18 protein-coding genes are annotated in these 26663 nt (G+C 45.3%); 11 read left to right on the plus strand and 7 right to left on the minus strand.

What is annotated here, in order from left to right; translation table 11 throughout:
* Positions 1-92: 92 nt before the first annotated feature.
* Positions 93-1499, minus strand: coding sequence for an alpha-amylase family glycosyl hydrolase (locus tag MD588_RS07395; protein WP_265696416.1), 1407 nt, complete (start codon positions 1497-1499; stop codon positions 93-95).
* Positions 1500-1866: 367 nt separating this feature from the next.
* Between MD588_RS07395 and glgC the strand changes: the two genes are divergently transcribed.
* From glgC to MD588_RS07410, 3 genes are all read left to right on the plus strand, one after another.
* Positions 1867-3084: a glucose-1-phosphate adenylyltransferase gene (gene glgC, locus MD588_RS07400; RefSeq protein ID WP_265696417.1), complete on the plus strand. Its 1218-nt coding sequence runs from the start codon at positions 1867-1869 to the stop codon at positions 3082-3084.
* Positions 3029-4600, plus strand: coding sequence for a glycogen synthase GlgA (gene glgA / locus MD588_RS07405; RefSeq protein WP_407676555.1), 1572 nt, complete (start codon positions 3029-3031; stop codon positions 4598-4600). Before glgC ends, glgA begins: the two co-directional genes overlap by 56 nt.
* A 323-nt stretch (positions 4601-4923) precedes the next feature.
* Positions 4924-6810 (plus strand): methyl-accepting chemotaxis protein, encoded by a 1887-nt coding sequence (locus MD588_RS07410; RefSeq protein ID WP_265696419.1) that lies wholly within the window; start codon positions 4924-4926, stop codon positions 6808-6810.
* Positions 6811-6927: 117 nt separating this feature from the next.
* Here MD588_RS07410 and MD588_RS07415 read toward each other — a convergent pair whose 3' ends face one another.
* The gene (locus MD588_RS07415) at positions 6928-7881 is read right to left on the minus strand and encodes a LysR family transcriptional regulator (RefSeq protein ID WP_265696420.1); all 954 of its coding nucleotides are present in this window, start codon (positions 7879-7881) and stop codon (positions 6928-6930) included.
* A 197-nt stretch (positions 7882-8078) separates the two neighbouring features.
* On the opposite strand from MD588_RS07415, the gene MD588_RS07420 reads away from it, so the two are divergent.
* Both MD588_RS07420 and MD588_RS07425 read left to right on the plus strand, forming a co-directional pair.
* Entirely contained in the window at positions 8079-9710 is a 1632-nt protein-coding gene (locus MD588_RS07420; RefSeq protein WP_265696551.1) for a glycoside hydrolase family 13 protein, read from the plus strand.
* A gap of 104 nt (positions 9711-9814) precedes the next feature.
* Entirely contained in the window at positions 9815-10912 is a 1098-nt protein-coding gene (locus MD588_RS07425) for a tyrosine-protein phosphatase (protein WP_265696421.1), read from the plus strand.
* 57 nt (positions 10913-10969) lie between these two features.
* Here MD588_RS07425 and glgX read toward each other — a convergent pair whose 3' ends face one another.
* Positions 10970-12919 (minus strand): glycogen debranching protein GlgX, encoded by a 1950-nt coding sequence (gene glgX, locus MD588_RS07430; protein ID WP_265696423.1) that lies wholly within the window; start codon positions 12917-12919, stop codon positions 10970-10972.
* Positions 12920-13288: 369 nt separating this feature from the next.
* On the opposite strand from glgX, the gene MD588_RS07435 reads away from it, so the two are divergent.
* The 3 genes from MD588_RS07435 to MD588_RS07445 all read left to right on the plus strand — a co-directional run bounded on the left by MD588_RS07435 (position 13289) and on the right by MD588_RS07445 (position 17544).
* Positions 13289-14581, plus strand: a complete 1293-nt coding sequence (locus MD588_RS07435; protein ID WP_265696424.1) for a carbohydrate porin — start codon at positions 13289-13291, stop codon at positions 14579-14581.
* Between the two features lie 129 nt (positions 14582-14710).
* On the plus strand, positions 14711-15613 hold the full coding sequence (locus MD588_RS07440) for a MalM family protein (protein WP_265696425.1): 903 nt from the start codon (positions 14711-14713) through the stop codon (positions 15611-15613).
* 131 nt (positions 15614-15744) lie between these two features.
* Positions 15745-17544, plus strand: a complete 1800-nt coding sequence (locus MD588_RS07445; RefSeq protein WP_265696426.1) for an alpha-amylase family protein — start codon at positions 15745-15747, stop codon at positions 17542-17544.
* A gap of 118 nt (positions 17545-17662) precedes the next feature.
* Here the strand turns inward: MD588_RS07445 and MD588_RS07450 are convergent, their stop codons facing one another.
* A complete protein-coding gene (locus MD588_RS07450; RefSeq protein WP_265696427.1) occupies positions 17663-17809 on the minus strand; it encodes a hypothetical protein in 147 nt (48 codons plus the stop codon).
* 472 nt (positions 17810-18281) lie between these two features.
* On the opposite strand from MD588_RS07450, the gene MD588_RS07455 reads away from it, so the two are divergent.
* The 3 genes from MD588_RS07455 to MD588_RS07465 all read left to right on the plus strand — a co-directional run bounded on the left by MD588_RS07455 (position 18282) and on the right by MD588_RS07465 (position 23790).
* Entirely contained in the window at positions 18282-19472 is a 1191-nt protein-coding gene (locus MD588_RS07455; RefSeq protein ID WP_265696428.1) for a potassium/proton antiporter, read from the plus strand.
* Between the two features lie 207 nt (positions 19473-19679).
* On the plus strand, positions 19680-20864 hold the full coding sequence (malE, locus tag MD588_RS07460) for a maltose/maltodextrin ABC transporter substrate-binding protein MalE (protein ID WP_265696429.1): 1185 nt from the start codon (positions 19680-19682) through the stop codon (positions 20862-20864).
* 130 nt (positions 20865-20994) lie between these two features.
* On the plus strand, positions 20995-23790 hold the full coding sequence (locus tag MD588_RS07465) for an amylo-alpha-1,6-glucosidase (RefSeq protein ID WP_265696430.1): 2796 nt from the start codon (positions 20995-20997) through the stop codon (positions 23788-23790).
* 150 nt (positions 23791-23940) lie between these two features.
* On the opposite strand, the gene MD588_RS07470 is transcribed toward MD588_RS07465, so the two are convergent.
* From MD588_RS07470 to malK, 3 genes are all read right to left on the minus strand, one after another.
* The gene (locus MD588_RS07470; protein ID WP_265696432.1) at positions 23941-24120 is read right to left on the minus strand and encodes a hypothetical protein; all 180 of its coding nucleotides are present in this window, start codon (positions 24118-24120) and stop codon (positions 23941-23943) included.
* Between the two features lie 287 nt (positions 24121-24407).
* On the minus strand, positions 24408-25277 hold the full coding sequence (locus tag MD588_RS07475; RefSeq protein WP_265696433.1) for an alpha/beta hydrolase: 870 nt from the start codon (positions 25275-25277) through the stop codon (positions 24408-24410).
* Positions 25278-25384: 107 nt separating this feature from the next.
* Complete coding sequence (gene malK, locus MD588_RS07480) at positions 25385-26494, minus strand: maltose/maltodextrin ABC transporter ATP-binding protein MalK (RefSeq protein WP_265696434.1); 1110 nt, start codon at positions 26492-26494, stop codon at positions 25385-25387.
* Between the last annotated feature and the right edge of the window lie 169 nt (positions 26495-26663).

Here is a 26663-nt window from a genome sequence, read left to right on the forward strand (position 1 = left end):
TAGCTGTTCACTATCAACCTAGTCGTATTCAATGAACTAGGGGGTGACTCTCAATTATGCTACATGGGGTCATCGCCCCTGCTATTTTCACCCTAGTCTTTGATTAACATGGCGCAGGATTTAGCAGGAAGCGAGAGCTGGTATGGACTAGCTGCTGGTTTGCCTTCACCACCGTTGTCTGCCACCAGAGTCACTTTTACTCCTTCCATTTCGAGTAGGTCGGAATATCTTCCCTCGGGCAATTGTATGCTTGTTTCTACTGATCCATTGTTGATAACAACAATGCCTTTATCGCCGCGACTGAACATCAAGTAGTCTTCACTGTGTTCAATACAATGCATCGGTTGGCCATGCATAAGGTTATGGAACTGGATCATTTTCACCAGTACTCGGTCTTGCCAGCTATCAAACCACCGTGGCTTGCCATTTTTATTGGTAATACCGCTGGTATCTAAATCGGAATAAACAAGGGGTACACCGCCATCCCGTCCGAACAGGTAACAATAGGCCAGCCTTTCATTCTCTTCTGACATCACTTGATCAAGAAATACATCATTGTTCGGAATATCATGAGTGGTGGCAAATGTGATTGCTCGATCAAAAGCGAGCGCTTGGCCAACAGAATAAGGGTTGACCAGCCCTTCCATGGAACTATTGTTTTCAAATACATCAAAGAGAGAATGAAATAGCGGGAAGTCATAGGCTCCGAGCTGAGTACCTTTTAGATAGGGCTTGAGAAAAACCTCGTATTCTTCCTTTGTTGCTCCGCCATCTGTGATGATTTCGCCAAATATATGTGTACCTTCGTTGATGCTCTTGGTCCATACCAGCTGAATATGTTCGAGAGTCATATGTTTTGCTGCATCAATCCGGAACCCCGTTATGCCTAAACGCTTTAGTGCAACGAGATATGCCTGTTGTTTTTTTACTACACTATCGGTGTATTTTAGTGTCGGTAAGCCAGCATCTTCACTGCTTCCACCGATACGACCATGCTGTACCTGCCATGGATCCGTCCAGTCTTTGATTGGAAATGCTTTAACAAAATCATGCTCGGTAAATAGCGGCTGTGATAATTCACCAAATAATTTTAATGAATCAAAATATTGTTCGTTCTCTTGGTAACTTTGAAGGATGGCAGAGTTGGGGTAGTTGAGATCGCTACGTAGGTCAGACTCATTGGCCATATGGTTGAATACGATATCGGCATAAGCATGTAATTCATGCGATTTTAATGCATCTGTCATCCGTTTGAAGTCTGCAGTATTGCCTAATTGATTATCAATCACCCGGTAATCTTGAGGCTGGTATCTCTGCCACCAAGGTGTACCGTTAGCTGTTTTATGTGACTTCATCGGAGGGGAAACCAATACCGCTTTGAAGCCAGCCTTGGCAATGGCTTCGGCGTTTTCAGTGATACGGCTGTAAGGCCAGTCAAAAGCATGAAGTATTACATTCGTTGCTTTTGGGGAATCATGAGTTGAAAAGCTCGTCGTCATCTTTTTTACATCCATAAATGAAACTATGGAAAGTCTACGGGTTAGCTGTGAAAAAGTATTCAGCTATTTCAGGGAAAAGGCGGTAGGAGGACAGGGGGAGTAGGCGCGGTTAGCTAGTAAATACGGGCGGTTGGGGGAACATGACAATTATATAAAATTTCGATTAATGCAATTTGTAGTACAAAGGAACGTTAAGTAAAGGCTGTATTGCTGTTGATAAAGTAATAAATGTAACGGAAAAACCTCTTTTTGTAATAAAGCTATATTTCTGAAAATTATTAATCATGATTCAGTGCAAAGGCATTCTCATTGGGTATGATTTCGTGTTATATATGTGTTTGATTGCTTACTAACAAGGAGGTACACCATGGCTGGTGTTTTAGGAATGATTTTGGCAGGTGGAGAAGGGTCTCGTTTACGCCCTCTAACAGATACACGTACTAAGCCTGCTGTGCCATTTGGTGGTAGTTACCGCCTGATTGATTTTGCATTGAATAACTTTCTTAATGCGGATCTAATGAAAATTTATGTGTTGACGCAGTTTAAGTCTCAGTCTCTTTACGTCCACATGAAAAAGGGCTGGAACGTATCGGGTATTACTGGGCGTTTCATTGATCCAATTCCAGCACAAATGCGAATGGGTAAGCGTTGGTATGATGGTACCGCTGATGCTATTTATCAGAACCTACGTTTTGTTGAATTAGAAGAGCCGGATCAGGTTTGTATTTTTGGTAGTGACCACATCTACAAAATGGATGTTAAGCAAATGCTTGATTTCCACTTGGAGAAGAAAGCCGATCTGACTGTCTCAGCGCTACGTATGCCGCTAAGCGAAGCCAGTGCATTTGGTGTTATCGAGGTCGATGAGAATGGTTGTATGGTCGGGTTTGAAGAAAAACCAGCCAACCCGAAATCGATCCCGGGCGATCCTGAGCACGCTCTTGTGTCTATGGGTAACTATATCTTTGAAACCAGCGTATTGTGTAAAGAGCTGGAAGAAGATGCGGTAAATGATCAGTCGAGCCATGACTTTGGCAAGGACGTCATCCCCAAACTGTTCCCTCAGGGCAAAGTCTTTGTCTATGACTTTACGACCAATATTATCCCTGGCGAGAAAACCACAGGTTACTGGCGTGATGTAGGTACGATTGAGTCTTACTGGCAGGCACATATGGATTTGTTGTCTGAAGATGCCCCTTTCTCGTTGTATAACCGCCAGTGGCAGCTACATACCTATTATCCACCATTACCGCCAGCGACATTGTTGGATAGCGATGACTGCAAAGTCGATACCAATAACTGTATGATTTCTGCGGGAAGCTACATTCGTGGTGCGAAAGTGTATAAATCAGTATTGGGCTTCCGTACGAATGTTGATCACTGTACAACAATCAGCGAGTCTATCATTTTGGGGGATGTAAAGATCGGTGCAAATTGCTCAATTCGCCGTGCTATCATCGATAAAAATGTTCAGATAGCACCTGGTACTGTCATTGGTGAAAACCTTGAAGAAGACAAGAAAAAGTACCATGTGTCAGACGAAGGAATTGTCGTTATCCCGAAAGGAGCAAAAATTGGTTACTAGTAAAAAATCTACATCAGGAAAGAAACTTAAAATATTGTTTGTTTCCTCTGAGGTAGAAGGGTTAGTCAAAACTGGGGGGTTGGCAGATGTCGCCAAATCGCTCCCCTCGGCACTGAAGGAAATGGGTCATGATGTCCGTATCGTGATGCCGTTTTATCAGAAAGTGGCATCTCAGCACCAGGTACCGTCGCTGATTGAAACAGAGCTTTTCGTTGAGTCACAACCGGCACCTGTTCGCTATAGTCTTAAACAACTTGAATCGGACAGTGTTCCTGTTTATGCGGTTGATGCTCCAGAATATTTTGACCGTCCTGAACTGTACGCTGAAAATAATCAGGCCTACGCCGATAATGGTGAACGATTTGCTTTCTTCAGTGCGGCGACGTTAGATCTTTGTGAAAAGGTTGGATTCCAACCGGATATTGTTCACTGTAATGACTGGCACACAGGTTTAGTACCGTTTCTTCTGCGTACCCGTTATGCCGAAAAAGCGTTTTTTGCCAACACCAAGAGTGTCATTACGATCCACAATGCCGTGTTTAAGGGCGTGTTCAACTACGATCAGTACAGCCTGATCCCTGAGTTGATCCAGCGTCGTTATCTCAATGCTGAAGTTGATCCTTCACACATCAGTATGCTGAAAGCGGGTGTCGCCTACGCTGATAAAGTAAGTGCAGTAAGTCCTAACTATGCCTCTGAGCTATTAACATATTTAGGTTCGCATGGGATGGATGCTGATTTTCAGAACCGTGCCAGCGATCTTTACGGCATTGTGAATGGCTGCGATTATAATGATTGGAATCCGGAAACAGATCAGTTTATCAAACAGAACTTTAAGGCCAATAAAGTTAGCCTGGTTCGCGGTAAAAAAGCTTGTAAGCGTGATTTACAGCAGCAGGTAGATTTACCGGTTGAGGATGTGCCTCTTTATGGGATGGTATGTCGTCTGACGGAGCAGAAAGGTATTCATTACCTGATCCCTGTACTGAAAGATTTTCTGGCTAATGAAGTTCAGGTTGTTGTTGTTGGAACCGGTGACCCGAAATTAGCCGCAGCATTACGTGAAATCAGTGAAGCCTATCCGGATAAGTTCGCATTTGTTGAAGCTTATAGTAATCCGCTGGCGCACTGTGTTGAGGCTGGTGCCGATTTCTTTATGATGCCATCGGAATTTGAACCATGTGGTTTGAATCAGATGTATAGCCTTGCTTATGGCACATTACCGATTGTCCGTGGGGTAGGTGGTCTGAAAGATACAGTGATTGACTACGATCAGACGCCGCAAGTCGCAACAGGTTTCATCTTTGATGCCCCGACTCCTGAAGCCTTGCTGATTAAGTTGCAGCGCAGCTTATTGCTTTACTGCCAAAAGCCACAAGAGTTTAAACGCCTGCAGCAGAATGCGATGGCGTGCAAGTTTGAGTGGAAAGAGTCTGCCGAGCTGTATGTCAGCATGTATTTGGGGCAGGAGCAGGGATTGGTTGTTCCGGCGACGCCTTCTGCATTATCGGCTTAAACTCGACGGCCTACAGCGATAATGCTGTGTGAGTACAACGTTTTTCTGCAATACCCTTTCTAAGCCCTCCTCTGAGGGCTTTATTAATCTTGCTGCATATTAAAGTTACTAATTTGTCCACATACGTCAAAAAAAGCACTTTTTTTATACGAATAATTCAACGAAAAAGTGTAATAATTCGAGCCTTGAAATAAAACACGTTAACGACTTTCGGAAATATTCACACTTTGAATGCCGAAACCTTGAATGCCAACATCTTGGTTATGGGTATTAGTGCTATAGCGTGTTTTGTTATCGCAACTCAAAAAATAAAAAGGTTACCCATGTTTAATCTGACACTCAGGCAGAAGCTGGCTTTCTCGGCCAGTATTGCCATTATTATTGGCGGTATGCTGGTTACAGCACTTTCTTTTATGTCTTCGCTCGGCCGTATGGATGAGGAGCTGAATGATCGACTACGAGGTGTCGCATCAGCATATAATAACTATGTTTCTGACTGGGTGGATGCAAAAGGCTCTTCGCTTTCGGCATTGCCGACCAATGTTACTGCGGAATCATTGCCAGAGCACTTGAAGCAGGTACGAGATTCAGCTGGGTTCGACAATGTTTTCCTTGCTTTTTCTGATGGTTCACAGGTCAATGCTAACAATGTTCAGCTGCCGCCAGGGAACGACGATCCTCGGCAGTGGGGCTGGTATAAAAATGCCATGCGTTTGAATGGAAAAGTGACAGTGGAAAACCCTACGGTTGCGGCGGCTACTGGCGCTAGTGTGGTCTCTATGGGTAAGGCCGTCACTATTTTCGGTCAGCAGGCTGTGTTGGGTGCAGATGTCGAAATCGTCAATATCATCAAGCAGCTTGAAGATGTTGTATTGCCGGGCCAAGGCTACATGTTTATTGCCAATGCCGAAGGGAATATTTTCGCCGATGCTGATACCTCGTTGCTGAATAAACCAGTTAGCGCAAAAGATCAAGACTTGACCGACAGCTTGCTTAAGCGTCTGGCGCGTGAAGGGCATATCGAAAAAGAAGTGATCAACGGCCGTGATAGTTTTGTCTTTGTTGCGCCGATTACCGGTAAGAGCCTGAACACCGTGATTGTGATTGACTATGAGTCGGTGGTGGCTCCACTTTATAGCACGCTATACGAGCAAATGATGACGACCTTGCTGGTGGTTGTTATCTGTGTCTTCCTGTTTAATCTGCTTTGTGTTTACTTGTTTAAACCGCTTCAGCAAGTATCTAACGCATTGGCTGTGATTGCCCAAGGGGGCGGTGACTTGACTCAGCGTATCGAGCTTGACAGCAACGACGAAGTCGGTGAACTAGCTCGTAACTTCAACCAGTTTGTCGCAAGTTTGCAGGTTCTCATCGGTCACATTCGTACTCAGGGTGTCGAGTTGAGCCAAGCCTCGAGTGAAAGCGAAGTTCGTGCGGATAAATCGGCTCGGGACCTGCAGCGTCAGCAAGATGAAATTGCTATGGTAGCAACCGCTGTGACGGAAATGGCTTCTGCCACCCAGGAAATTGCGTCACATGCTGAACAGACTGCACGAGCGGCTCAGGATTCGACATCGCATACCAACAATGGTCGCGAATTAGTTGTTCAGAGCAAAGCTTCGATCAATAACCTCGCGACAGAAGTGAACGAAGCGACAGGCGTGATCAGTGAGCTGAATGATCATGCGCAGGGAATTAACAGTATTCTCTCGACTATTCAGGGTATAGCTGAACAGACGAATTTGCTGGCTCTGAATGCAGCCATTGAGGCTGCACGTGCAGGTGAACAGGGGCGTGGTTTTGCCGTTGTCGCTGATGAAGTGCGGGTGCTGTCTCAGCGTACTCATACTTCGACGGAGGAGATCCAGAGTATGATTGCCACGCTACAACAGACAACAACCAAAGCGGTTGATCTGATGGGAACAAGCTCGCAGCTGGCCCAATGCTCTGTTGAAGATGCTGATCAGGCGACGATGGCGCTGGAACAGATTAATGACTCGGTTACCTTGATCAGTGATATGGCCACCCAAATTGCCACTGCGGCAGAGGAACAGACTCACGTAACCGACGAAATTACCCAAAACACAACGACGATTAAAGATGTGACCGATCAGCTGGCCGAGGATGCAAGAGGAGCCCGTCAACAGGCGGAAAGCCTCAGTACTCAGGCAGCTAGCCTAAATGAAAAAGTGGCCACATTTGTAGTGTAAAATTTAGCCTCTGCAATTTGGCGATAACAAAGGCCCATGTCTTCTATATTCAAAAAGGCATGGGCTTTTTGTTGCTATTGAGCTCTTATCTCTTTATCGCTCTTCTTATTACTCTATTTAAGTTATTTGACCGCTTAGCACTAGTTGCTGTTTGATATCGAGGACATGTTCTGCCAGAACCTCGTTCAAGTGGTAGATCCCGACGGTACCTGCCTGGCCCGCTTGATCGAGCGGCAGTGCAACAATATCTGATTTTGAAAAATAATCTGCCATGCTCATAGGGTAGGGCATGACTGCTGTAGTTGAAGTCAGGAGATCTACGCTGGCAGTCAGTGAGTTAATTTCGTAAACAATTCGTTCTGATACTTTTTTTCGTTCTCTTTCCAGCTGCTTAGGTTGTGGGTTTTCGATGAGGTGTTGGTATGCTTCTGAGTCAGGGGTCACTTGGAGCAAGGGGTAAAGCTCAGTATCAGAATCTTGCCGCTTGTTGACCAGCAGCGGATGTGATTGGTGAACAAACATGGCCTCTTTATCCTGCAACAGGGGAATGAAGCTGACATTGCATCGCCGTGATAGGCCAACTATCTCATGGCCGACAAACAAATCAATTTGGCCATGAACCAGCATATCCATTAATTTAAGGTGATTGCCAAACTCGAGCTGGATTGATATCGAAGGGTGTTCGCAACTGTATTGTTGCAGCGCCTGTTTGACGAAGACTTCCCACCAGGCATCGCCGGTCCCCATTCTGATTTTTTCCGTTCTCCTCTCTTTGAGATCGGCCATTTTATGCAGAAGTGAGTCGTGCCGACGTTGAAGTTCTAAGGCTTGCTCTTGCAAAAGCTTCCCGTACTCGGTGAGCTCCACCCCTTTGGATTTACGGATGAAGAGAGGGACACCAAAGTTTCCTTCCAACTTTTTCATATTGTTGGTGAGGGTGGGTTGGCTCAGCCCTAAATGGTGGGCAGCAAGGCTGATATTTCCCAGCTCGGCGACAACAAGAAACTGTTTGTAGTTTTTATCCATAAAACGACGGTGATCAGACAGAAAGAGATTGGCGACAAGTCTCACATTTATTGAAATTCCTGGAAATCCCAATTGGCTAAAAATTGTGATCTGGCTCTCTTAAAATGATGGTGATATAGGAAAAACCTATATCATTTGCGGGAGATGTTATTTTTAAACGGTAAAACAGAGGAATATGATATCGGTATTAAAGATATCACTGTTTACCTGAAGCTTGTTAAAGGGAGCCTCTGTCCATGAAAATGACACCCAAGTGGTGGCACGATGCTGTTGTCTACCAGATCTATCCTCGCAGTTTTTGTGATTCCAATAATGATGGCATGGGTGATCTGCAAGGTATTATCGGTAAGTTAGACTACCTCAAAACTCTAGGGGTTAATGTTGTCTGGTTATCACCGGTGTACCGCTCGCCGATGGATGACAATGGCTATGATATCTCTGATTATCAAGATATTGCTGCGGAATTCGGCACGATGGAAGACATGCAGCAATTACTTGCTGAGGCCAAGCAGCGTGATATCCGTATCATCATGGATCTTGTCGTCAACCATACGTCTGATGAGCACCCTTGGTTTGTTGAAGCGCGTAAGTCGAAAGATAATCCATATCGTGACTACTATATTTGGCGTCAGCCGAAAGAGGATGGTTCAGTACCTGATGATCAAGGCTCAGTGTTTGGAGGCGGAGCCTGGGAATTTGATGACACCACGGGTGAATATTATTACCACATTTTCTCTAAGAGACAGCCAGATTTGAATTGGGAGAACCCAAAAGTTCAAGAAGAAGTTCATAAGATGATGAACTGGTGGATCGATCAGGGTATTGGTGGATTCCGTCTTGATGTGATTGACCTGATTGGTAAAGAAATCGATAAGAAAATTACCGGCAATGGACCTCGTCTCCATAAGTTACTGCAAGAAATGAACAGGGCGACATTCGGTGATAAAGATCTGCTAACCGTAGGGGAAACATGGGATGCAACTCCTGAAATAGCAAAACTATATAGTAACCCTGCACGAGAAGAGTTCTCGATGGTGTTCCAGTTTGAACATATTTCACTGACTTGGAAGTACGGTGACAAATGGAACCCGATCGAGCTTGATCTGCCTAAATTCAAGCGTGCGTTAACTAAGTGGCAGGTTGAACTGGCTGAAGAAGGCTGGAATTCACTGTTTTGGAATAATCACGACTTGCCGCGTGTTGTATCCAAATATGGTGATGTAGGTAAATACCGTATTGAATCTGCCAAGATGCTGGCAACGACGCTGCACATGATGAAGGGCACACCGTATATTTACCAAGGTGAAGAAATCGGTATGACCAACGTTGCGTTTGATAGTATTGATGATTACCGCGATATTGAAACATTGAATTTCTATAAGGAACGTACCGAAAATGGTGTTGCTCCTGAAACAATGTTAGCAGCCATTCATGAAAATAGCCGTGACAATGCCCGTACACCAATGCATTGGAACAACAAGGAAAATGCCGGCTTCTCGCAGGCGCAACCATGGTTGAAGGTCAACCCTAACTTTCCTGAAATTAATGTTGAAGCGGCGCTGGAAGACCACGATTCGATTTTCTATCACTACCAAAAGCTGATTCAGTTACGTAAGTCCCTGCCGGTGATTGTATACGGTGCTTTTGAACCAGTATTTGAAGACCATGAACAGGTATTTGGCTATATTCGCTCTGATGAACAGCATCGTCTGTTTGTTCTGAGCAATTTTACCGGTGAAGAAGTTACTATCTCCATTCCTGAAGCATTACAGACCGATCAAGCTGAATGTATTATTTCTAACTATGAGTCACATCAAGCGTTGAGTAATACATTGATATTGAAGCCGTATGAGTCGTTCGCTGTACTGCTTTGAACATAAGTAAATATTAACTGTTATATAAAGTTAACTCTCTTCACTGTTTTGGCTCTGTTCAATAGTTGTTTGGACAGAGCCTTTTTTATGGCTAAAGAAGAATGATGCATTACAGGTATGAAAAAAATGATGTTGTCTTTGATGTACCGCTCTCGGGAAGTCAAATTTACCTAGTCGGAACATTTACCAACTGGAAAAAAAAGGATGAGTATAAATTCACGGTATCAGGTGAGAGGCTGCAATTACGGTTAACTCGTCAGGCAGTCAATAAAATTGGTAATTCTGGTTATATAGAATATTATTTTTGGGATGAAGAGCGCCAGCAGCCTATTCTATTCAATCCTGCTCATCCTGCGGGCTATTGTTTTAATAATCAATATAATGGTAGCTACAATTATTTACTGCTTCCAGATGATATCAGTGATGTCGAACTGAATAATATTATTCGGCAGAGTGAGAGCTCGTTTAGAATAAAAACAACTTCATCTGAATTTCACTCTGATTCGGAGCTTGCTAACTTCCGAGAAGTGCAGGGGGGCCAGTTGGCGAAACAAACGCTGTTTCGGTCTTATCACCCGGTTATTTCTTCAAGAAGTCACCATCCACAACTCAAAGATATTGAAACCGAGCGTCATTACGCAGCGATGCAGCTGCTTGAAGCTAACAAAGTTTGTACCGTAATTAACCTCTCAGAGACGAGCGAGGAACTCGCTGCTTACCTTGAAAGCGCTTCGCCAAGCTATTACAAGACTTTGTGGCAGGAAGAGCAGGTTGTGAATGTTCCCGTTGCTTATGAAACGGTGTATTTTATGTCAGATCGAGATGAAAGTTTCAATCCTGATGAGCAGGGTTTCCAAACTGGAATCAAAACGGTAATAGAGCATATTGCTAATAAACCCTCGCCCTATCATGTGCATTGTCGATTAGGCTCGGACCGAACGGGAGTGATCATCGCATTTCTGCAGTTGTTTATGGGAGCAGATAAAGCTCAGATTGAGAGCAATTATTTACAAACTAATAAACTGGCAATCGGAGAGTACCGAAGCTTTCGCTTGCTTGAGCATGCGCTAACCCAGGCGTTGGGGAAGGGATGCTTTGATAATAGTCATCAGGTTGTCACAGCGTATCTACTTTCATTAGGCTTAACGCGAGAAGTTATTGAAAGGGCATACCAACATTTGGCTGGTAGTGAAAGGCGGTAAAAATAAGCCCGGCGATGTGCTTGCCGGGCTTATTTGCTCTGAGAAGGCCGTTTCAGATTATTCTCGGCAGAGAATGGTAATAGATTTAGCACTCTGCATATATGTCGTCTGGGTTTGTCGGTTACTGACGTCTGACTCTGAGGTGTCGCAGACTACTGTCCATTTGCTGCCTGCTGGTAAGCGGTAGCGAGTTGGGATATCTGAACTGTTGATCAGGAACATCAGTTCTTTGCCGTTTTTGTATAGCCCAAGATATAGCGCAAAAGCTTCAAGCCCCTGCCAGTCTTCAGCAGTCATTATCTGGCCGTTGGAATGCAGCCAGTGGATACGGTGGTGACCACGTTCATGGCCACTAAAAGCACGAATAAACGGACTCATGATACGCTTTCTGGCCTCAACCATATCGGCTAACCAGTTTTTAAAATGGATGTCATCATGAGATAGATCCCAGTTAGCCCAACTGATTTCACTATCTTGGCAGTAGGCATTGTTATTACCGCCCTGGGTATGTGACAAGAGGTCAACAGCAAGCACGTGGGGAATACCGAAGCTGAACAGCAGGGTGGTCATCAAGTTGCGTTTTTGCCGTTCACGCTTATACAGTACAGATAGATTATCCGTTTCGCCTTCAACACCATGGTTATATGAGCGGTTATCGCCATGACCATCATGGTTGTTTTCACCATTAGCATGGTTATGTTTATGGTTGTAAGACACCAGATCACGCAAGGTAAAACCATCATGGTAGGAAACGAAATTGACTGGAAGCTTGTCTGGCCAACCACCGGCACTGAACAAGTCCCGCGAGCCCATCAGGCGGGTCGCAAATTCTTTGACGTTGTTTTTGTTACACAGCCAGTAGCTTTTGACGGTATCGCGGAATTTATCATTGCACTCGTTCCATCCGCGCGGGAAACATCCAAGTTGGTAACCATTAGGGCCGACATCCCAGGGCTCTGCGATTAGCTTCACTTTCTGCAAAACAGGATCCTGGGCGATCGCCTTGAAGAAGGCACTCTGGCGATCAAACTGATACCCATTACGCCCCAGAGTAGCGGCCAAATCAAAGCGGAAGCCATCTATTTGATATTGGGTTACCCAGTGTCGAAGCGTATCTAATACAAGATTCAGGCTTGGTTGGTAGGTAAGGTCGACGGTATTGCCACAACCCGTGTAGTTAAGGTAGTTCTTATTGGTATCGAGAAGGTAGTATTTTTTATCTAGGCATTTTAAATGGAATTTTGGACCGCCTTCTCCCCCTTCGGCTGTATGGTTAAACACGATATCCATAATGACTTCAATGCCGTGTTTATGTAGCTCCCTTACCATGGTTTTCATTTCGCTAACGGCATCGCTTGCCGCATAACGTGGTTCTGGGGCCATAAAGCATAGGCTGTTGTAGCCCCAGAAATTGACTTTATCCATCTTGAGCAAGTGCGGTTCAGACATGCAAGATGTGACAGGGAGCAGCTGTAGAGTGGTTATGCCTTGCTCTTTATAGAATTCAATCGCTTTGGGATGGCAGAGGCCGAGGTAGGTTCCCTGATATTGCTCTTCTATAGCAGGGTGAAGCTTAGTGAAACCCTTTACGTGAGTTTCGCACAAGATAGTTTCTTCATAAGGAACTTGCGGAGCTGCCGTATTTTGCCAGTCAAACTGATGGTCAATAACGACGGATTTGGCAAACTCCCAGCTTTTTTCTGCACTGAATGGTTCTATGTAGAAAGGCGTTTTACTGAGTGCCTGAGCATATGGGTCGAGAACTAATCGTTCTTCGCCTTTGTCATTTATTTGGTAGCCATATTCTTGGCCAGCTTTGATACCGGGAACAAACGTGTAATGTCGCCCCATGTATTGCTGGTCTAAGTCAATGATTGTTTTCTTATTGTCATCATTGAACAGGACTAATTTAATTTCTTTGTTCTCTGGGCAGTAAATAGAAAAATTACAACCTTGATCACATAATGTAGCCCCTAAAGGAAAAGGTTGAGCTAATTTAGCGAACATTTTCTATATCTCTTTGCTTATTTTACGTGTTTATACCTGCTATTAAATCGGGAAAAATTCACCAGTCAAGAAATGTTTTTTTTTGATTTTTTTTTAAATTTAATTCAGTAACTGAATATTTCATTATTATTTAAAATAAGTGACTGGCCTCTTGTTTTTTATTTACCTCCTGTACTTTTCTTACAGTTTTACGCCTAATCTTCGTGAGGCGTATCACGAAACACATCTCCACCCTAATTACTACGCCCCTCTACTCCTCCCTACTCCCCCTGGTATTAGGAGGATGTGTAGAACTGTACGAAAGCTGAATATAAGTCCCGAAAAGGTTGCTTGATGACAACCAGCACAATAATTAAAAGGGACATTCCTATGAAACACAAGTTAGTACCTGTAGCAGCGGCTTTACTAACCGCTCTTGCTTCTGCCAACGTAGCAGCTGAATCTGGAACAGACGTAATTACCGACGGCTGGGAAGTACATGGTTATGGCTCTATGAACTACCGTATGGTAGAAGGCGAAACAGTTGATACAGAATACGGTAAGCCTGACTACAAAACTGCTGGTACGCACGGTAAGAGCACTAACCAGGTTGAGTTTGTAGTTAAGAAGCACACAGAGCATCAAAACGGTGTATGGTCTGACTTTGTAGTACGTTCTGAATTCGGTAACGGTAACTCTTACGCTTATTCTTCACCTGGTAGCCAGAAAGACAATACTCAAGCACAGTTTGAAGTGAAAGAGACTTTTGTCGAGATTGGTGGTATTTCTTTCTTGGGTGAAGATACATCTATCTGGGGTGGTCAGCGTTACTTTAACCGTGCTGCAGGCCTATTATCAGGTGAATTTTGGAAGCAGTCTTCAGGTGTTGGTGCGGGTATCCAGACCAAGCTAGCGGGCAATACTGCAGGTATCGCTGTTGTTTCTGCTGATGCTGATAAGTTCCCAAGTGGTATCGATCTATTACCGGAAGGTGAGCGTAAGACACTTACTTCAATTGATTTATACTACTATGGCGTAAAAGCTCTAGGTGGAAGCTTTGATTTTGACCTGAAAGTTATGTCTCAGGCAAATCAAGACTCAAGCTCAGATAGTGGCTTTGGCGCGGCAATCACTTATAACCGCGATTACTATGGTCTAGACGGCTGGACACAAACAGCGATTGCATACGGTGAAGGTGTTGCTCAGAACCGTGGCGTAAACTTTGGTAGCTGGTCTGGTGGTAATGACGATGCGCAGTCTATCTTCTTGACATCATACGGTGTACTAAATATTTCTGATAACTGGCAAATGGGCTCTGAATTGACATATATCGGAGCTCTGGATCAACTATTTGGTGCTGAAGATCTTAAGCGCTACATCGTTGCTGTTCGCCCATCTTACAAGGTGAACGATAATCTACGCCTAGAAATGACTGCATCTTACGGTCATGAAGAAGGTAAAGATGGCTACTGGGGCCGCACTGGTGATGCGGTTGAAAGCGACATCTACAACATCGAGCTAGCATCTGCATTCACTGTTAATGCTGACTACTTTGGCCGTCCACAAATCAAACCTTACGTAAGCTACATTAAAGCTGATGATGAAGCGAGTGCTGAAATCATTGGTATCCGTAGCGGCGACGACGAAGTAGTTGTTGGTGTACACACTGAAATCTGGTTCTAAGCCAATTAGTGTTAAAGGCAGCCCAAGGGCTGCCTTTTTGAGTATATATCTATTGGTTTCTGCTGTAGATTTAACCGGAAGGTAATAGATATATACCCAATAAAGTCATAGGGGTATGGGAGATCAAAAATGAAAATAATTAAAACCACACTGGCTGCACTATTGGCGGCAAGTTTGATTGGCTGCGCGGCAACCCCATCGACAGAGGTCGTAAAAGACGTATCGGTAACGACTCCGGTTTGTTGTAACACATACAGTGAATTCTCCTGGATCCCGATGCAAGGGGATGAGATTGACTTTGCCATTGATGATTACTCTCAAGTCGGTCAGTTTCCTGAAGGTAAAAGCTATTTTGCTGCATTTGTTTTGCCTAGGAATGTTGAGCGAATGCGCGTTGAGCTTAATAGCTGGATGAGGTCATCCGGGGTATTTGCGCCAAAGGTTGTTCTGCTGGATCCACAGTTTCAACCAGTGAAAACTATCGCGCTCGATGAGTTTGAGGTTATGCCATCTAATATATTCAGCCTGTCGAGTTATAAGCACCGTTTTGTGATGGAGCAGAGTAAGACGCCATACATGGTGGTTTACTCACCATTAGAGTACCGTGAAGGAAAAATTCAGATCCCGCACCCTGAGCGTATTAGAGCAGAGGAGCTTGGTCTGGCCCGCCCGATGGTGACAGATCCGGTGATCCATCATCAGAAATTTGGCTCGCTAGAACTAGATCTGAAACCACTAAACCTTCGTTCATACCGTGCAGATGAGGTTGTTGCCACTGCACCCGTTTCTCCAGCAGCAACGGCTGTTGTTGCTCCAGTCCCTGTGGCGGCAGCAACGTCGACACAAGCGGCAGCGACGAAGGGCACAAATAGTGCGAAAATGCTACCGGAATCCGAGGCTTTCTATAATGCCCAAATCAAAGCTGCCGTTGAGAAGAATGACATGCACAAAGCGCTTCAGCTACTAGAAGAGGCTAAGCGTGCAGGCTCAACGTCTGCTGAAGCGACATTTGTTCAACTAATCAAAAAGTAAACACTATACCCGGTGATTCCAAGGTGCTGAACTGGCACCTTCAGTAAGCTGGGAATATACGGGCAGGTACTCATCTGCCCGTTCTTATCTCTTTCTATTTCCTGTTATAACGCCTTCTGAGTTCATTATTTATGACTGAATTATCGAAAACAAATGCACCTGAAAAGCATGTTGTCTATCAGGTCTTTACCCGCTTGTTTGGTAACACGAATGCAACCAATAAGCCTTGGGGTACATTGGAAGAAAATGGTATCGGCAAGTTTAACGATTTTACTGATAAGGCATTAAGTGAAATTAAACAGCTGGGTGTAAGCCATATTTGGTATACCGGTGTGCCGCATCATGCATTAGTCAGGGACTATAGTGAGTTCGGGATCGCTTCGGATCATCCTAGTGTGGTGAAGGGGCGAGCCGGATCGCCTTACGCAGTGAAAGATTACTATAACGTCAATCCTGATCTGGCCGTTGATCCTGCTAACCGATTGGAGGAGTTTAAAGCCCTTATCGAGCGGAGTCATCGCAATGGCTTGAGGGTTATTATTGATATTGTACCGAACCACGTTGCTCGCCGTTATCAGGGACTGACTAATCCAGAAGGCGTAGAGGATTTCGGTGCTTCTGATGATGTCTCTATCGAGTACCATCGTGATAATAACTTCTACTATATTCCAGACGAGGCATTCAAAGTGCCAGAGGCTGAGAATGGGTATCTGCCTCTTGGTGGAGAAGCTCACCCTAATCTTGAAAGTCCTTATGAAGAGTTTCCGGCAAAATGGACGGGCAATGGTTCGCGTTTGGCACAGCCGCAGTTTGATGACTGGTATGAAACGGTCAAGGTGAACTACGGTGTAAGGCCTGACGGCAGCAAAGATTTTGATGAACTTCCAGCAGGATTTGAGCGGAGAGATCACACGGCGCACTTTGAGTTCTGGCAAGGTAAATCGGTACCTGACTCTTGGGTGAAGTTTCGTGATATAGCCCTTTACTGGCTTGAGTTAGGTGTTGACGGCTTCCGCTATGATATGGCCGAGATGGTGCCTGTCGAGTTCTGGAGCTATATGAACTCATCCATCAAACAGGTAAATCCTGATGCATTCTTGATGGCAGAAGTCTATCAGCCAGACTTATATCGCGATTATATCCATTTGGGAAAAATGGATTATCTGTACGATAAAGTTGACCTGTACGATACGTTGAAACTGGTTATGCAGGGGAGCGGCTCGACTGATGCCATCGTGGCAGTCCAACAGCAGTTGATGGACATTGAACATCATATGCTGCACTTTCTTGATAACCATGACGAACAACGGCTGGCTAGCCCTGAGTTTGCAGGAAATGCCAACAAAGGCAAACCTGCGATGCTGGTATCAACGACGCTTAGTAGCTCACCAACGATGGTTTACTTTGGTCAGGAAGTCGGCGAGGCTGGCAAAGATGATGCAGGGTTTGGCCTGAACTCTCGAACCACTATCTTTGATTATTTCGGGGTGCCAAGCCACCAACGCTGGATGAATGGCGGTGAGTTTGATGGCGGCCTGCTGGCAGACCCGGAACGAGATCTTCGCGATTTTTACCAGCGATTACTGACCTTCTCATTGAACAGCCCTGCTATGTTGGGGGAATACCAAGAAATCCATGGCTATAACCGTGAGCACAGTGATAGCTACAATGATCAGCTGTTCTGCTTTAGCCGTTTTGATGAACAACAAAAGCTGCTGATAGTGGCAAATTTTGCCGATAAAGATCAGGGTAGGGTTCAGGTTAAGTTACCTGCTACGTTAGTTGATCACTGGCAGTTGACTGATGGTGAGTATTTGCTTACTGAGCAATTATATGGACAAGAAACCATAAAGCTTTCGGTTTCAAATGGGGAAGGGGAAATACACCTGATGCTTCTGCCATTAGCCGCCATGATTTTTCTGCTGGATTAAAGCTGCCGGGCAGATAAAGATACCTCCAAACCACTTGTTACAGCGAGAGTGGTTGGGTAAAGAATAAAGCCGCTTATTAAGCGGCTTTATTGCATCCTCAGACTGCTCAGTACTGAGATTACTTTTTGGATGGATAAGGATCACTAGTCGGAAAATATGGCGTACACCATCCTCGGTCTTCAATGTACCAAGTGCAGTGCCCCGAAGCCATCGCAACGTTGGCAAAGAATAAGCTGACGGCAATAAGTAGAGCTTTCAACTTCATCATTCTTCTCCTGGTCAAAGTGAACTTTGCATACATATAGAACACATTCTTTTGTGATTTATTGCACAAAAGTCTTCCGATTGGATTTAATTTTAGTCGTAAAATATTTTTTCTGATGGCGTATTTCTGATTTTCTATAAACTGTAAAGGTCTTTGTTGATAAAACGCCTCTGCCTTACCCCATATGACATCCTAGGTTTTTTGGTGATTTTGTTAGCTTTCCGATTCAATTTGATTTTTATTTACAAATTGTTTCCATAAGCCTTGTTCTGTTTGACTGTGTTGGTGGCAAAATATTACAGTTTGATGGTATATAAAGGTTTAATGATTGGATTTTATTGTTGTTTTTGCCGAGCTTGCCTTCCAGTTGGTTTAAGTTCGGTTTTTATTGCAGTTAGTTCTGTTTTTTACTTATCTATTCACCCGCTCAAGTTTTGTAACTGAGCACAACGTGAAAACTAGGGGTTGTGTATTGAATAGTGAATTAATCATGCTAGGTATGGCCGTCTTGGTTGCGGTAGGTATTTTGCTTCACCAGCCGTCGAAGACACTAGGGTTGCCTTCGTTGTTAATATTCATGGGTGTCGGTTTGATGTTCGGTAATGGTGAGTTTGATTTTGTTTATGACGATCTCGAACTGACATCATTTATTGGCTCGATGGCATTGAATGTTATTGTCTTTGTTGGCGGTTTAAATACGTCAAGGTCTAGCATTGCCATCGCGTATAAAGAGGGAGGGATGTTATCGACTTTTGGTGTATTACTAACAACGGGTATTTTAGGGGGAATTTTATACTTCCTTCTCGATTTTGACCTTCTAACCTGTATGTTATTTGCCGCGGTCGTGTCGTCAACAGATGCCGCTGCTGTCTTTTCAATATTAGAATCTAAAAAGCTTAAGTTAAAAGAAAGTACAGATACCGTTCTTGAGTTTGAATCGGCGACTAACGATCCCGTGGCATTGCTGCTGGTGGTGATCATTACCGGAATGCTGGTGAGTAGCGCAGAGCCAATGGGGGCCGCTGAGATTGGACTAGAACTGGTACAACAAATTGCCGTAGGGCTGTTGTTTGGTTATTTAGTGGGTATTAGTGGCGTTACGCTGTTGAATCGTATCAAGCTCGAAGAATATGGCTTGATCCCCGTGTTTATTCTGGCCTGCTTCATGATTGCCGCTTATGGCAGTGACTTATTAGGCGGTAATATCCTGATTGCCTCTTACGTATCGGGTGTTGTGATTGGCAATGGGCTACTGCGTGGAAAGGAAGTAAGTAAACACTTTTTCAATAGTTTATCGTGGTTAGCGCAGGCTGTGATGTTTATTATTCTTGGCCTGCAGTTCTTTCCCAAGGCGTTGCTTGATGATGCGTGGATTGCGATTATTCCTGCTCTGGTGCTGATTTTTGTTGCCCGGCCGTTGGCAGTCTTTATCACCTACCTGCCATTTAGAGGGGTGAGTACCAAGAAGAAGCTATTCATTTCGGCGATTGGTTTGAAAGGCGCGACACCGATTGTCTTTGCATTGATCCCGGCTGCGGCTGGTGTGCCTGGTGCGCAGTTGATGATGCATATGGTTTTTTTCATCGTATTAATTTCTGTGATAGCCCAAGGCTGGGCGATTGAACCACTATCAAATAAATTGGGTTTGAACCAGAAAGATTAGCTTTCAATGTAAACAAACTTGAAACGCCAATATGGCTAAGAACGGCGAAGGTTTTTCCTTCGCCGTTTTTGTTTTTGGCCAACATAATGTGTTCAGTTTCACATAGTTGAGCAAAACAGGCTGGGGGCGTAGGGAGGGGGATGATGCTCATCATACTCAGGGGGAGGAGAATGCACCCGTTCATAAAAATAACAACGGAAATCGACTATGAAACGTGTTCTGAAAACTCTGACCCTTTGTTCTCTGACAACTGCGCTTGCATTCCCGATGGCGGCCTCTGCGATGCAGGAAGGTGAAATTCTGATTTGGATTAACGGCGATAAAGGCTATGAAGGCCTTGCGGAAGTCGGTCGTCAGTTTGAAGAAGAAACAGGCGTTAAGGTAAATGTTCAGTACCCTGAATCTTTGGAAGCGAAATTCCAGCAAGTTGCAGCAACCGGTGGCGGTCCTGATATTATTTTCTGGGCACATGACCGATTTGGTGGTTACGCAAAAGCTGGCCTGCTGACCGAAGTGAATCCTTCTGAAGAGTTCAAGCAAAAACTGGTTGATTTCAGTTGGGATGCCGTTACTTATGAGGGTAAGTTAGTCGGTTACCCTGTTGCGGTTGAATCGCCATCGCTGATCTATAACAAGGATCTATTGCCAGAAGCGCCTAAAACATGGGAAGAGCTGTATGCCATCGAGAAGCAAATGAAGGCAAAAGGCAAGAAGGCTATCATGTGGGATGTGAAGAATGCTTACTTCACATGGCCAATGATCTCGGCGAACGGTGGTTATGCATTTAAGAAAACAGAAACAGGTTTCGATGCCAAACAAATTGGCGTTAACAGCGAAGCAGGCATTGCGGGCTTGAGCTTCCTGGTTGATCTGGCGAAGAAAGATGTGATCAACCCAGATATGGACTATGCCGTGTCTGAGTCTGAGTTTAACAAAGGCAATGTTGCGATGACCATTAACGGTCCATGGTCATGGGGCAACCTGGAAAAATCAAACATTAACTACGGTGTAGCGGTACTGCCGACATTAAACGGTGGTGCATCAAACCCATTTGTTGGTGTTCTAAGTGCAGGTATTAACTCTGCAAGCCCGAATCAAGATCTTGCTGTTGAGTTCCTTGAGAACTACCTAATCACCAATGAAGGCCTGAAGATGGTCAACGACGATAAGCCGTTGGGTGCAGTTACTCTAAAATCATTCCAGAATATCTTGGCTAAAGACAGCCGAATTGCGGCAACCATGACCAACGCTGAGAATGGTGAAATCATGCCGAATATTCCTCAGATGACCGCCTACTGGTTTGCTGAGGGCGCAGCGATTGAAAATGCACTGCTAGGTCGTCAAACAGTTAAAGAAGCGCTTGATACAGCGGCTTCTCAAATTAACAAATAAGTAAGCCATACATTTGCTGGCTATAAAAATCAATGCGCAGGCCTGGTCTGCGCATTGTGCTTTCTGAATGACCTATTTTGGCGTTGAATATAACGCAGATTGCTATATCTCTTACTGATAAGGAACACAAGTGAACGGGTTAGCGCAGGCTCCATATAATGAGCAGTTGTACGTTAAAGGTACTTTTAATGGATGGGGAGATGACACCCCAATGGCTTATCTGGGTAAAGGGGAATATCAGGCAGTTGTTTGCCTCTCTGCCGACCAGCATAGCTTTAAGATCTCTGATCAGCAGGGTAGCGAACATCTGACATTTTCTGCAGACAAGTACAAAGCGGTATCGTGCGCGGTGGGTCAGGCTCTGCCTCTGATGACTGCAAAAGGGATTGGTAATGATCTGACCTTCTTGGCTCCGGAAACTGGGTTGTATACGATTTCATTGACTGTTGTTGACGCTGTACCATCGTTAATGATCGCCCTTGGAGGAGAGAACTCTGAGTCTGAGCCTAGTCGAGAGCTTGTTCAGGCTGAATTTGATATCCAGCCGGTAGCTTGTCAGCTTCGCGCAAAACCAGAGCCCGTACTTGCACCGAAGGCTTTATTTGAGCAACTTGCGATCAACGTTATCGAGAGTGCCCCGTTTGTATTTGGCGATAACGTCGATGGCTACTATGAAGGTGTCACGCACGGCTATGTTGCTGCCGGCAAATATCGCCATAAGCAGGGCTGGTACCTCGGAACATTTGCTTCGTTTGTCGACGGAGAGATCAATAACAGAAATAATGCGCCCGACGCAGATATTCTGCCATATGGCGTAACACACAATTATGCCAGCCGCTCGACAGATACATTGATGCTATTTTCTCAGCAGCGTGCGGCGGCATTATCCGTGACATCGGAACAGGCTGAAGTACTGGCGATTGCGCCTCAGCTTAACCTGGCAATCAACGCTTCGACGCTAACGACCTTTGACAGAGGCGTGGTATATGCGCTTGACCCGTCATTGCGACAGGATAATACGCCGTCATTCATTGCCCTTTGTGCCAATAAGCCATTCCGTATCAAGGAAACAACTTTTGCTGAGCAACCGGCACTGAAAGATGTCGTGCATCTTAGCGGTAACCACGTTAAACCGGTGATCGAAACCCTTCATTCGGAATCCAACTTCACAGTGTATCTGGCTTTTGCCGAGACTGAAGCCGAAGCCATCGAGCAAGCAAAACAACTGCTGGATACTGACGGCTTTACACAGCATCAGCAGCAAACCTACGATATGCTGACTCAGTCCTATCTTTGGACGTCTGATTTGGAGTATAACCGGGCGCTGATGTGGGCAAAGGTGTCGGGCAAGGTATTTGTTTCCAATGAATTCGGCAAGGGGATTTGGGCTGGGCTGCCTTGGTTCAAAGACTGCTGGGGGCGTGATTCATTTATTGCATTGCCGGGGATTACGCTGGTTAATGGTGACTTCGCGGATGCCAAAACCATCATTGACAACTTTGCATCAATGCAGTTGACAGACAAGCAGAGCATTAATTATGGCCGCATCCCGAATCGGGTCACCAGCCTGACTAATATCATCTATAACACCACCGATGGTACACCTTGGATGGTGAGAGAAGTGTGGGACTATCTGCGATATAGCGGTGATCTTGAATACGCAAAATCCATTTATCCAGTAGTACAGACATACATTGACGGTATCGAGAAAAACTATTTGGATCAGTATGGGCTGATGACTCACCGCGATCCCGATACCTGGATGGATGCCAAACTTGAAGGGAAACTACCGTGGTCTGCCCGGGGCAACCGCGCCAATGATATTCAGGCATTATGGTACACAAGTTTGAAAGTGGCGGTTGAGCTGGCTCGGCTTAATGGTGACGAGAATGGCGAACAACACTATCAGTCTCTGGCCGATAACGTTCAGTCGAGTTTTCAGTCGTTATTTTGGGATGAGCAGCAAGAGCTGTTGGCTGATCGCCTACATCAAGATAACAGCCGGGACTTACAAGTACGCCCCAACCAGCTGATGACACTGACCGTTCCTTTTGACAACGGATTGGTTGAGGCCGAAATTGGCGCCAAAGTGGTACAGAAAGCCGTCAGCGAGTTGTTGTTCCCATGGGGGATCACATCCCTATCGCAATATGATCCGGATTTTCATCCTTATCATGCCAACCGGGAGGAGTACCACAAGGATGCGGCTTACCATAACGGTACTATCTGGGGCTGGAATGCAGGCTTTACCGTGTCCAGTTTGATCCAATATGGCTACGCCGATTTTGCCTACAAGCTGACCAAGAACTTGTCGGAGCAAATCTTATCTATCGGCCACCGCGGTGCAATGAGTGAAAACCTTGATGCGTTCCTCAATACCGATGGCAAACTGACAACTACGGGCACCTACGCACAGGCATGGTCAGTGTCTGAGTTTACCCGTAACGGCTATCAGGATTATCTCGGTTTCGCGCCTAATCTTCTGGCCGGAAAAGTGACGCTTGCCCCTTGTTTGCCCGCGCAGTGGCAGTCATTCCATGCGGTACTGCGTTTTGGTCAAACCAATGCACTCAATGTGTCTTTTGAAGGTCATCTCGATGGACATGAGGTTTACCACTTAGCATATCAGCAACCAGCTGAGGAAACCCTTGAACTGGTTCTGACTGCTAACGACAAAGCCAAGTACTTGGTTGAGATTGAAGCGGGAATGTTGTCTGCAGTAGTGAAATTTAACCCATTGTGCGCCGAGGCAGAAATAAATGGCAAGAGTGTTGCCTTGGCCTGTATTCAGCGCAGCTATCAGCCTCAGATTGGCCATCTGGCGTTTGCCATGCCCGATACTGATATCGATTTTCCGGTATTGCAGGCAAACCATGTGCTGCAGCAGCAAGTCGAGGCGAGTGATTTAGCCAAGGCTGTGGATTAAACTGAGCTATAAAAACCTTAGAGATATAATAAAACGCTGCTCGATGAGCAGCGTTTTTGGATCTTGATAAGCAATTATTATGTATATGCGAGGTCTATAGCAGACCTTTGCTGTTAGCTTTGAACGCCAAATGGTGTATCGGCTTACTGTTTATTCATCGGTGAAAATTTTACCTTCTATCGAGTAGGGCTCGTTGTCGTCATAGAGATGGCTTTCTTTTTTGAGCTTTTGAACTTTAGCTTCAAGCTCTTTGGCCTCTTGATAGTTACCTTCTTGATAAGCCAAGTAGATTTGTTGTTCAATATCTTCGATTCTGTCGTAGCTGCTCATGTCATGATCCTCCATCAAAGATACGCTTATACTCAAAACTACCTCAAGATGCTCGTTTCAGAGAGAATGACGTTGATATGGAGCCACCATTCCTGCCGTCATTTTCCTTGAACTAGACATGCTGATATCACTCTGAATTCTGCATCTTGAGGTAGCTTGGGTATAGAACTCTTACCGGGTGATTATCTGATTTAACTACGCCATTGACGGTGTCAATCATCCCCTGCCTGTTTAAGTTTAGGTGGGATGATGGTGTGCCTCCACATTATTACGCTGTAACTGCGCCATTATGACGCATTGGCCCCGTAAAACTGCAAGACCATTTCTGGATAACGCCTTGCCCAGGCACTTTCACTATGCACGGCTTTATTATCAATCAACAAGCTGCAGTTAATTTGAGTACTTTTACTTTGTAGCTGGCGGTGCAAACGCTTGGCACCTTCAAGGTAGAGGGATGGAAAGCTTGTGATTGACTGATCACTGGTTTCAGCGGTACCGATATCCATGTAGATGTTAAGTGGGTACGAAATTGCAGTCTGGTTAAGGAAGTCACACATTCGGGCTTCGGCGAACCAGAAGGCAGGGGAGAATACTCCGGCATTACCAAATATTGCCTGATAGCGCAGGGCTATATACAAGCTTATTAGGCCGCCCATTGAACTGCCGGCAACAGTGGTATATTCGCGCTCGGGGCGAGTTCGATAATGCTGATCGATAAACGGCTTTAGCGTATCTGCAATAAATGCACTGTAGGCTTCCCCTTCACCGCCCATGCTCTGTTTTATGTCACTCCAGCCACTTAGCTCGGGGATTGGGTTATAGTGCCATGGTGAGTACTCATTCATCCGTCCTAGGCCGTTATGTAATGGGCTATTATCTACCGTGACGAGAATAATGCCGCCAGTTTGGCCCTGCGTCTGAATCTGGTCGAGATGTTCGCCAGCTTGCCAGCTCATCCCCGAAATACAGAGTGCAGGTTCGAAAACATTCTGGCCGTCGTGCATATAAATAACCGGGTAATGTTTGTTGCTGGAGTGGTAGTCAATGGGAAGGTAGATCCTAATCAGGCGCTGGCGATTTAATTGGGGGATTTCAAAATCCGGTATCAGGATCATTCGGTCCGGATCATAGTTCTTAATGCGGGCATCCAGTGTCATATTGGGCTCCAGGGCGGGTCTCAGGGATAGGGCAAATTCAAAGATAAAAAAAGCGCTGCCAGGTAAATGAGCAGCGCTTTGTTATAGGGGGAGAGTAGGAGACCGGCTTATACACCAGGCTCTTTATACAGGCGGCGGCAAGCACGGCCGTCGCTGTGGAACAGGTGACAACGGTGAGCAGGAAGGCCAACTTTAAAGCTATCACCCGCTTCAATATCTAGCGTATCAGGGCGACGATAGATGAAGTCTGCGTCCATGTGTTCTAGGTGAAGGTATGCCTGAGTCTCGTAGCCTAGCTTCTCGATAACCTGGACCTTACCTTCAACACATGCATCCCCTTCTTCGCAAGGCACTAGGTGCTCTGGGCGGATACCCAGTGACATGCGATCGCCTTTTGTCACGGTGCTGCCGTCAACAGGGATCCAGAATGCATTACCGTCAGCCATTTGTACCATTACGCGCTCATCTTCAACTTGCTCGATGAATACGCTCATGAAGTTCATTTTCGGCGAGCCGATAAAGCCAGCAACAAAACGGTTTTGAGGGTAGTGATATAGCTCTAGAGGCTTACCAACCTGAGAAACATAACCGCCATCTAGGACAACAATTTTCTCAGCCATTGTCATTGCTTCTACCTGATCATGCGTTACGTAGATCATGGTACAGCCAAGTTGCTTGTGCAGTTTAGCAATCTCGATACGCATCTGAACACGAAGTGCAGCATCTAGGTTAGACAGCGGTTCATCAAGCAGGAATACGTCTGGCTGCGATACCAGCGTACGACCGATAGCAACACGCTGACGCTGACCACCAGAAAGTGCTTTTGGCTGGCGATCTAGTAGGTGACCAAGCTGAAGGATATCGGCGGCGTGATCAACACGCTTTTTGATTTCGTTCTTGTCAGCTTTCGCCAGTTTCATGCCGAAAGACATGTTGTCGAACAGATTTAGGTGCGGGTAAAGAGCATAAGACTGGAACACCATACCGACACCACGCTGAGAAGGTGGAACGTCGTTCATACGGTCTTCGCCGATGTACAGGTCGCCTGATGTGATATCTTCCAAACCAGCGATACAACGAAGAAGGGTCGATTTACCACAGCCTGATGGCCCTACAAATACAACGAATTCGCCTTCAGCAATATCGAGATCAACGTTCTTGGAAATCAGGTTATCTCCATATGCTTTACATACATTTCGTAAAGTGACACTCGCCATCGAGCCTATTCCTCTAAGTTTGTTGTTGCCTGCAAGGCTAAAACTACAGGCATCATATTCGTGCCTAGCCTCACGGGTAAAGAATTTTTAGGTGTAGAGAAGAAAAAAATGGGTAGCGTGAGTTTCACTCAGGCAGTGGAATGAATGGCTACCCTGACCAAATCCACAT

It is taken from the genome of Photobacterium obscurum, assembly GCF_026191635.1.
GTDB lineage: Bacteria > Pseudomonadota > Gammaproteobacteria > Enterobacterales > Vibrionaceae > Photobacterium > Photobacterium obscurum.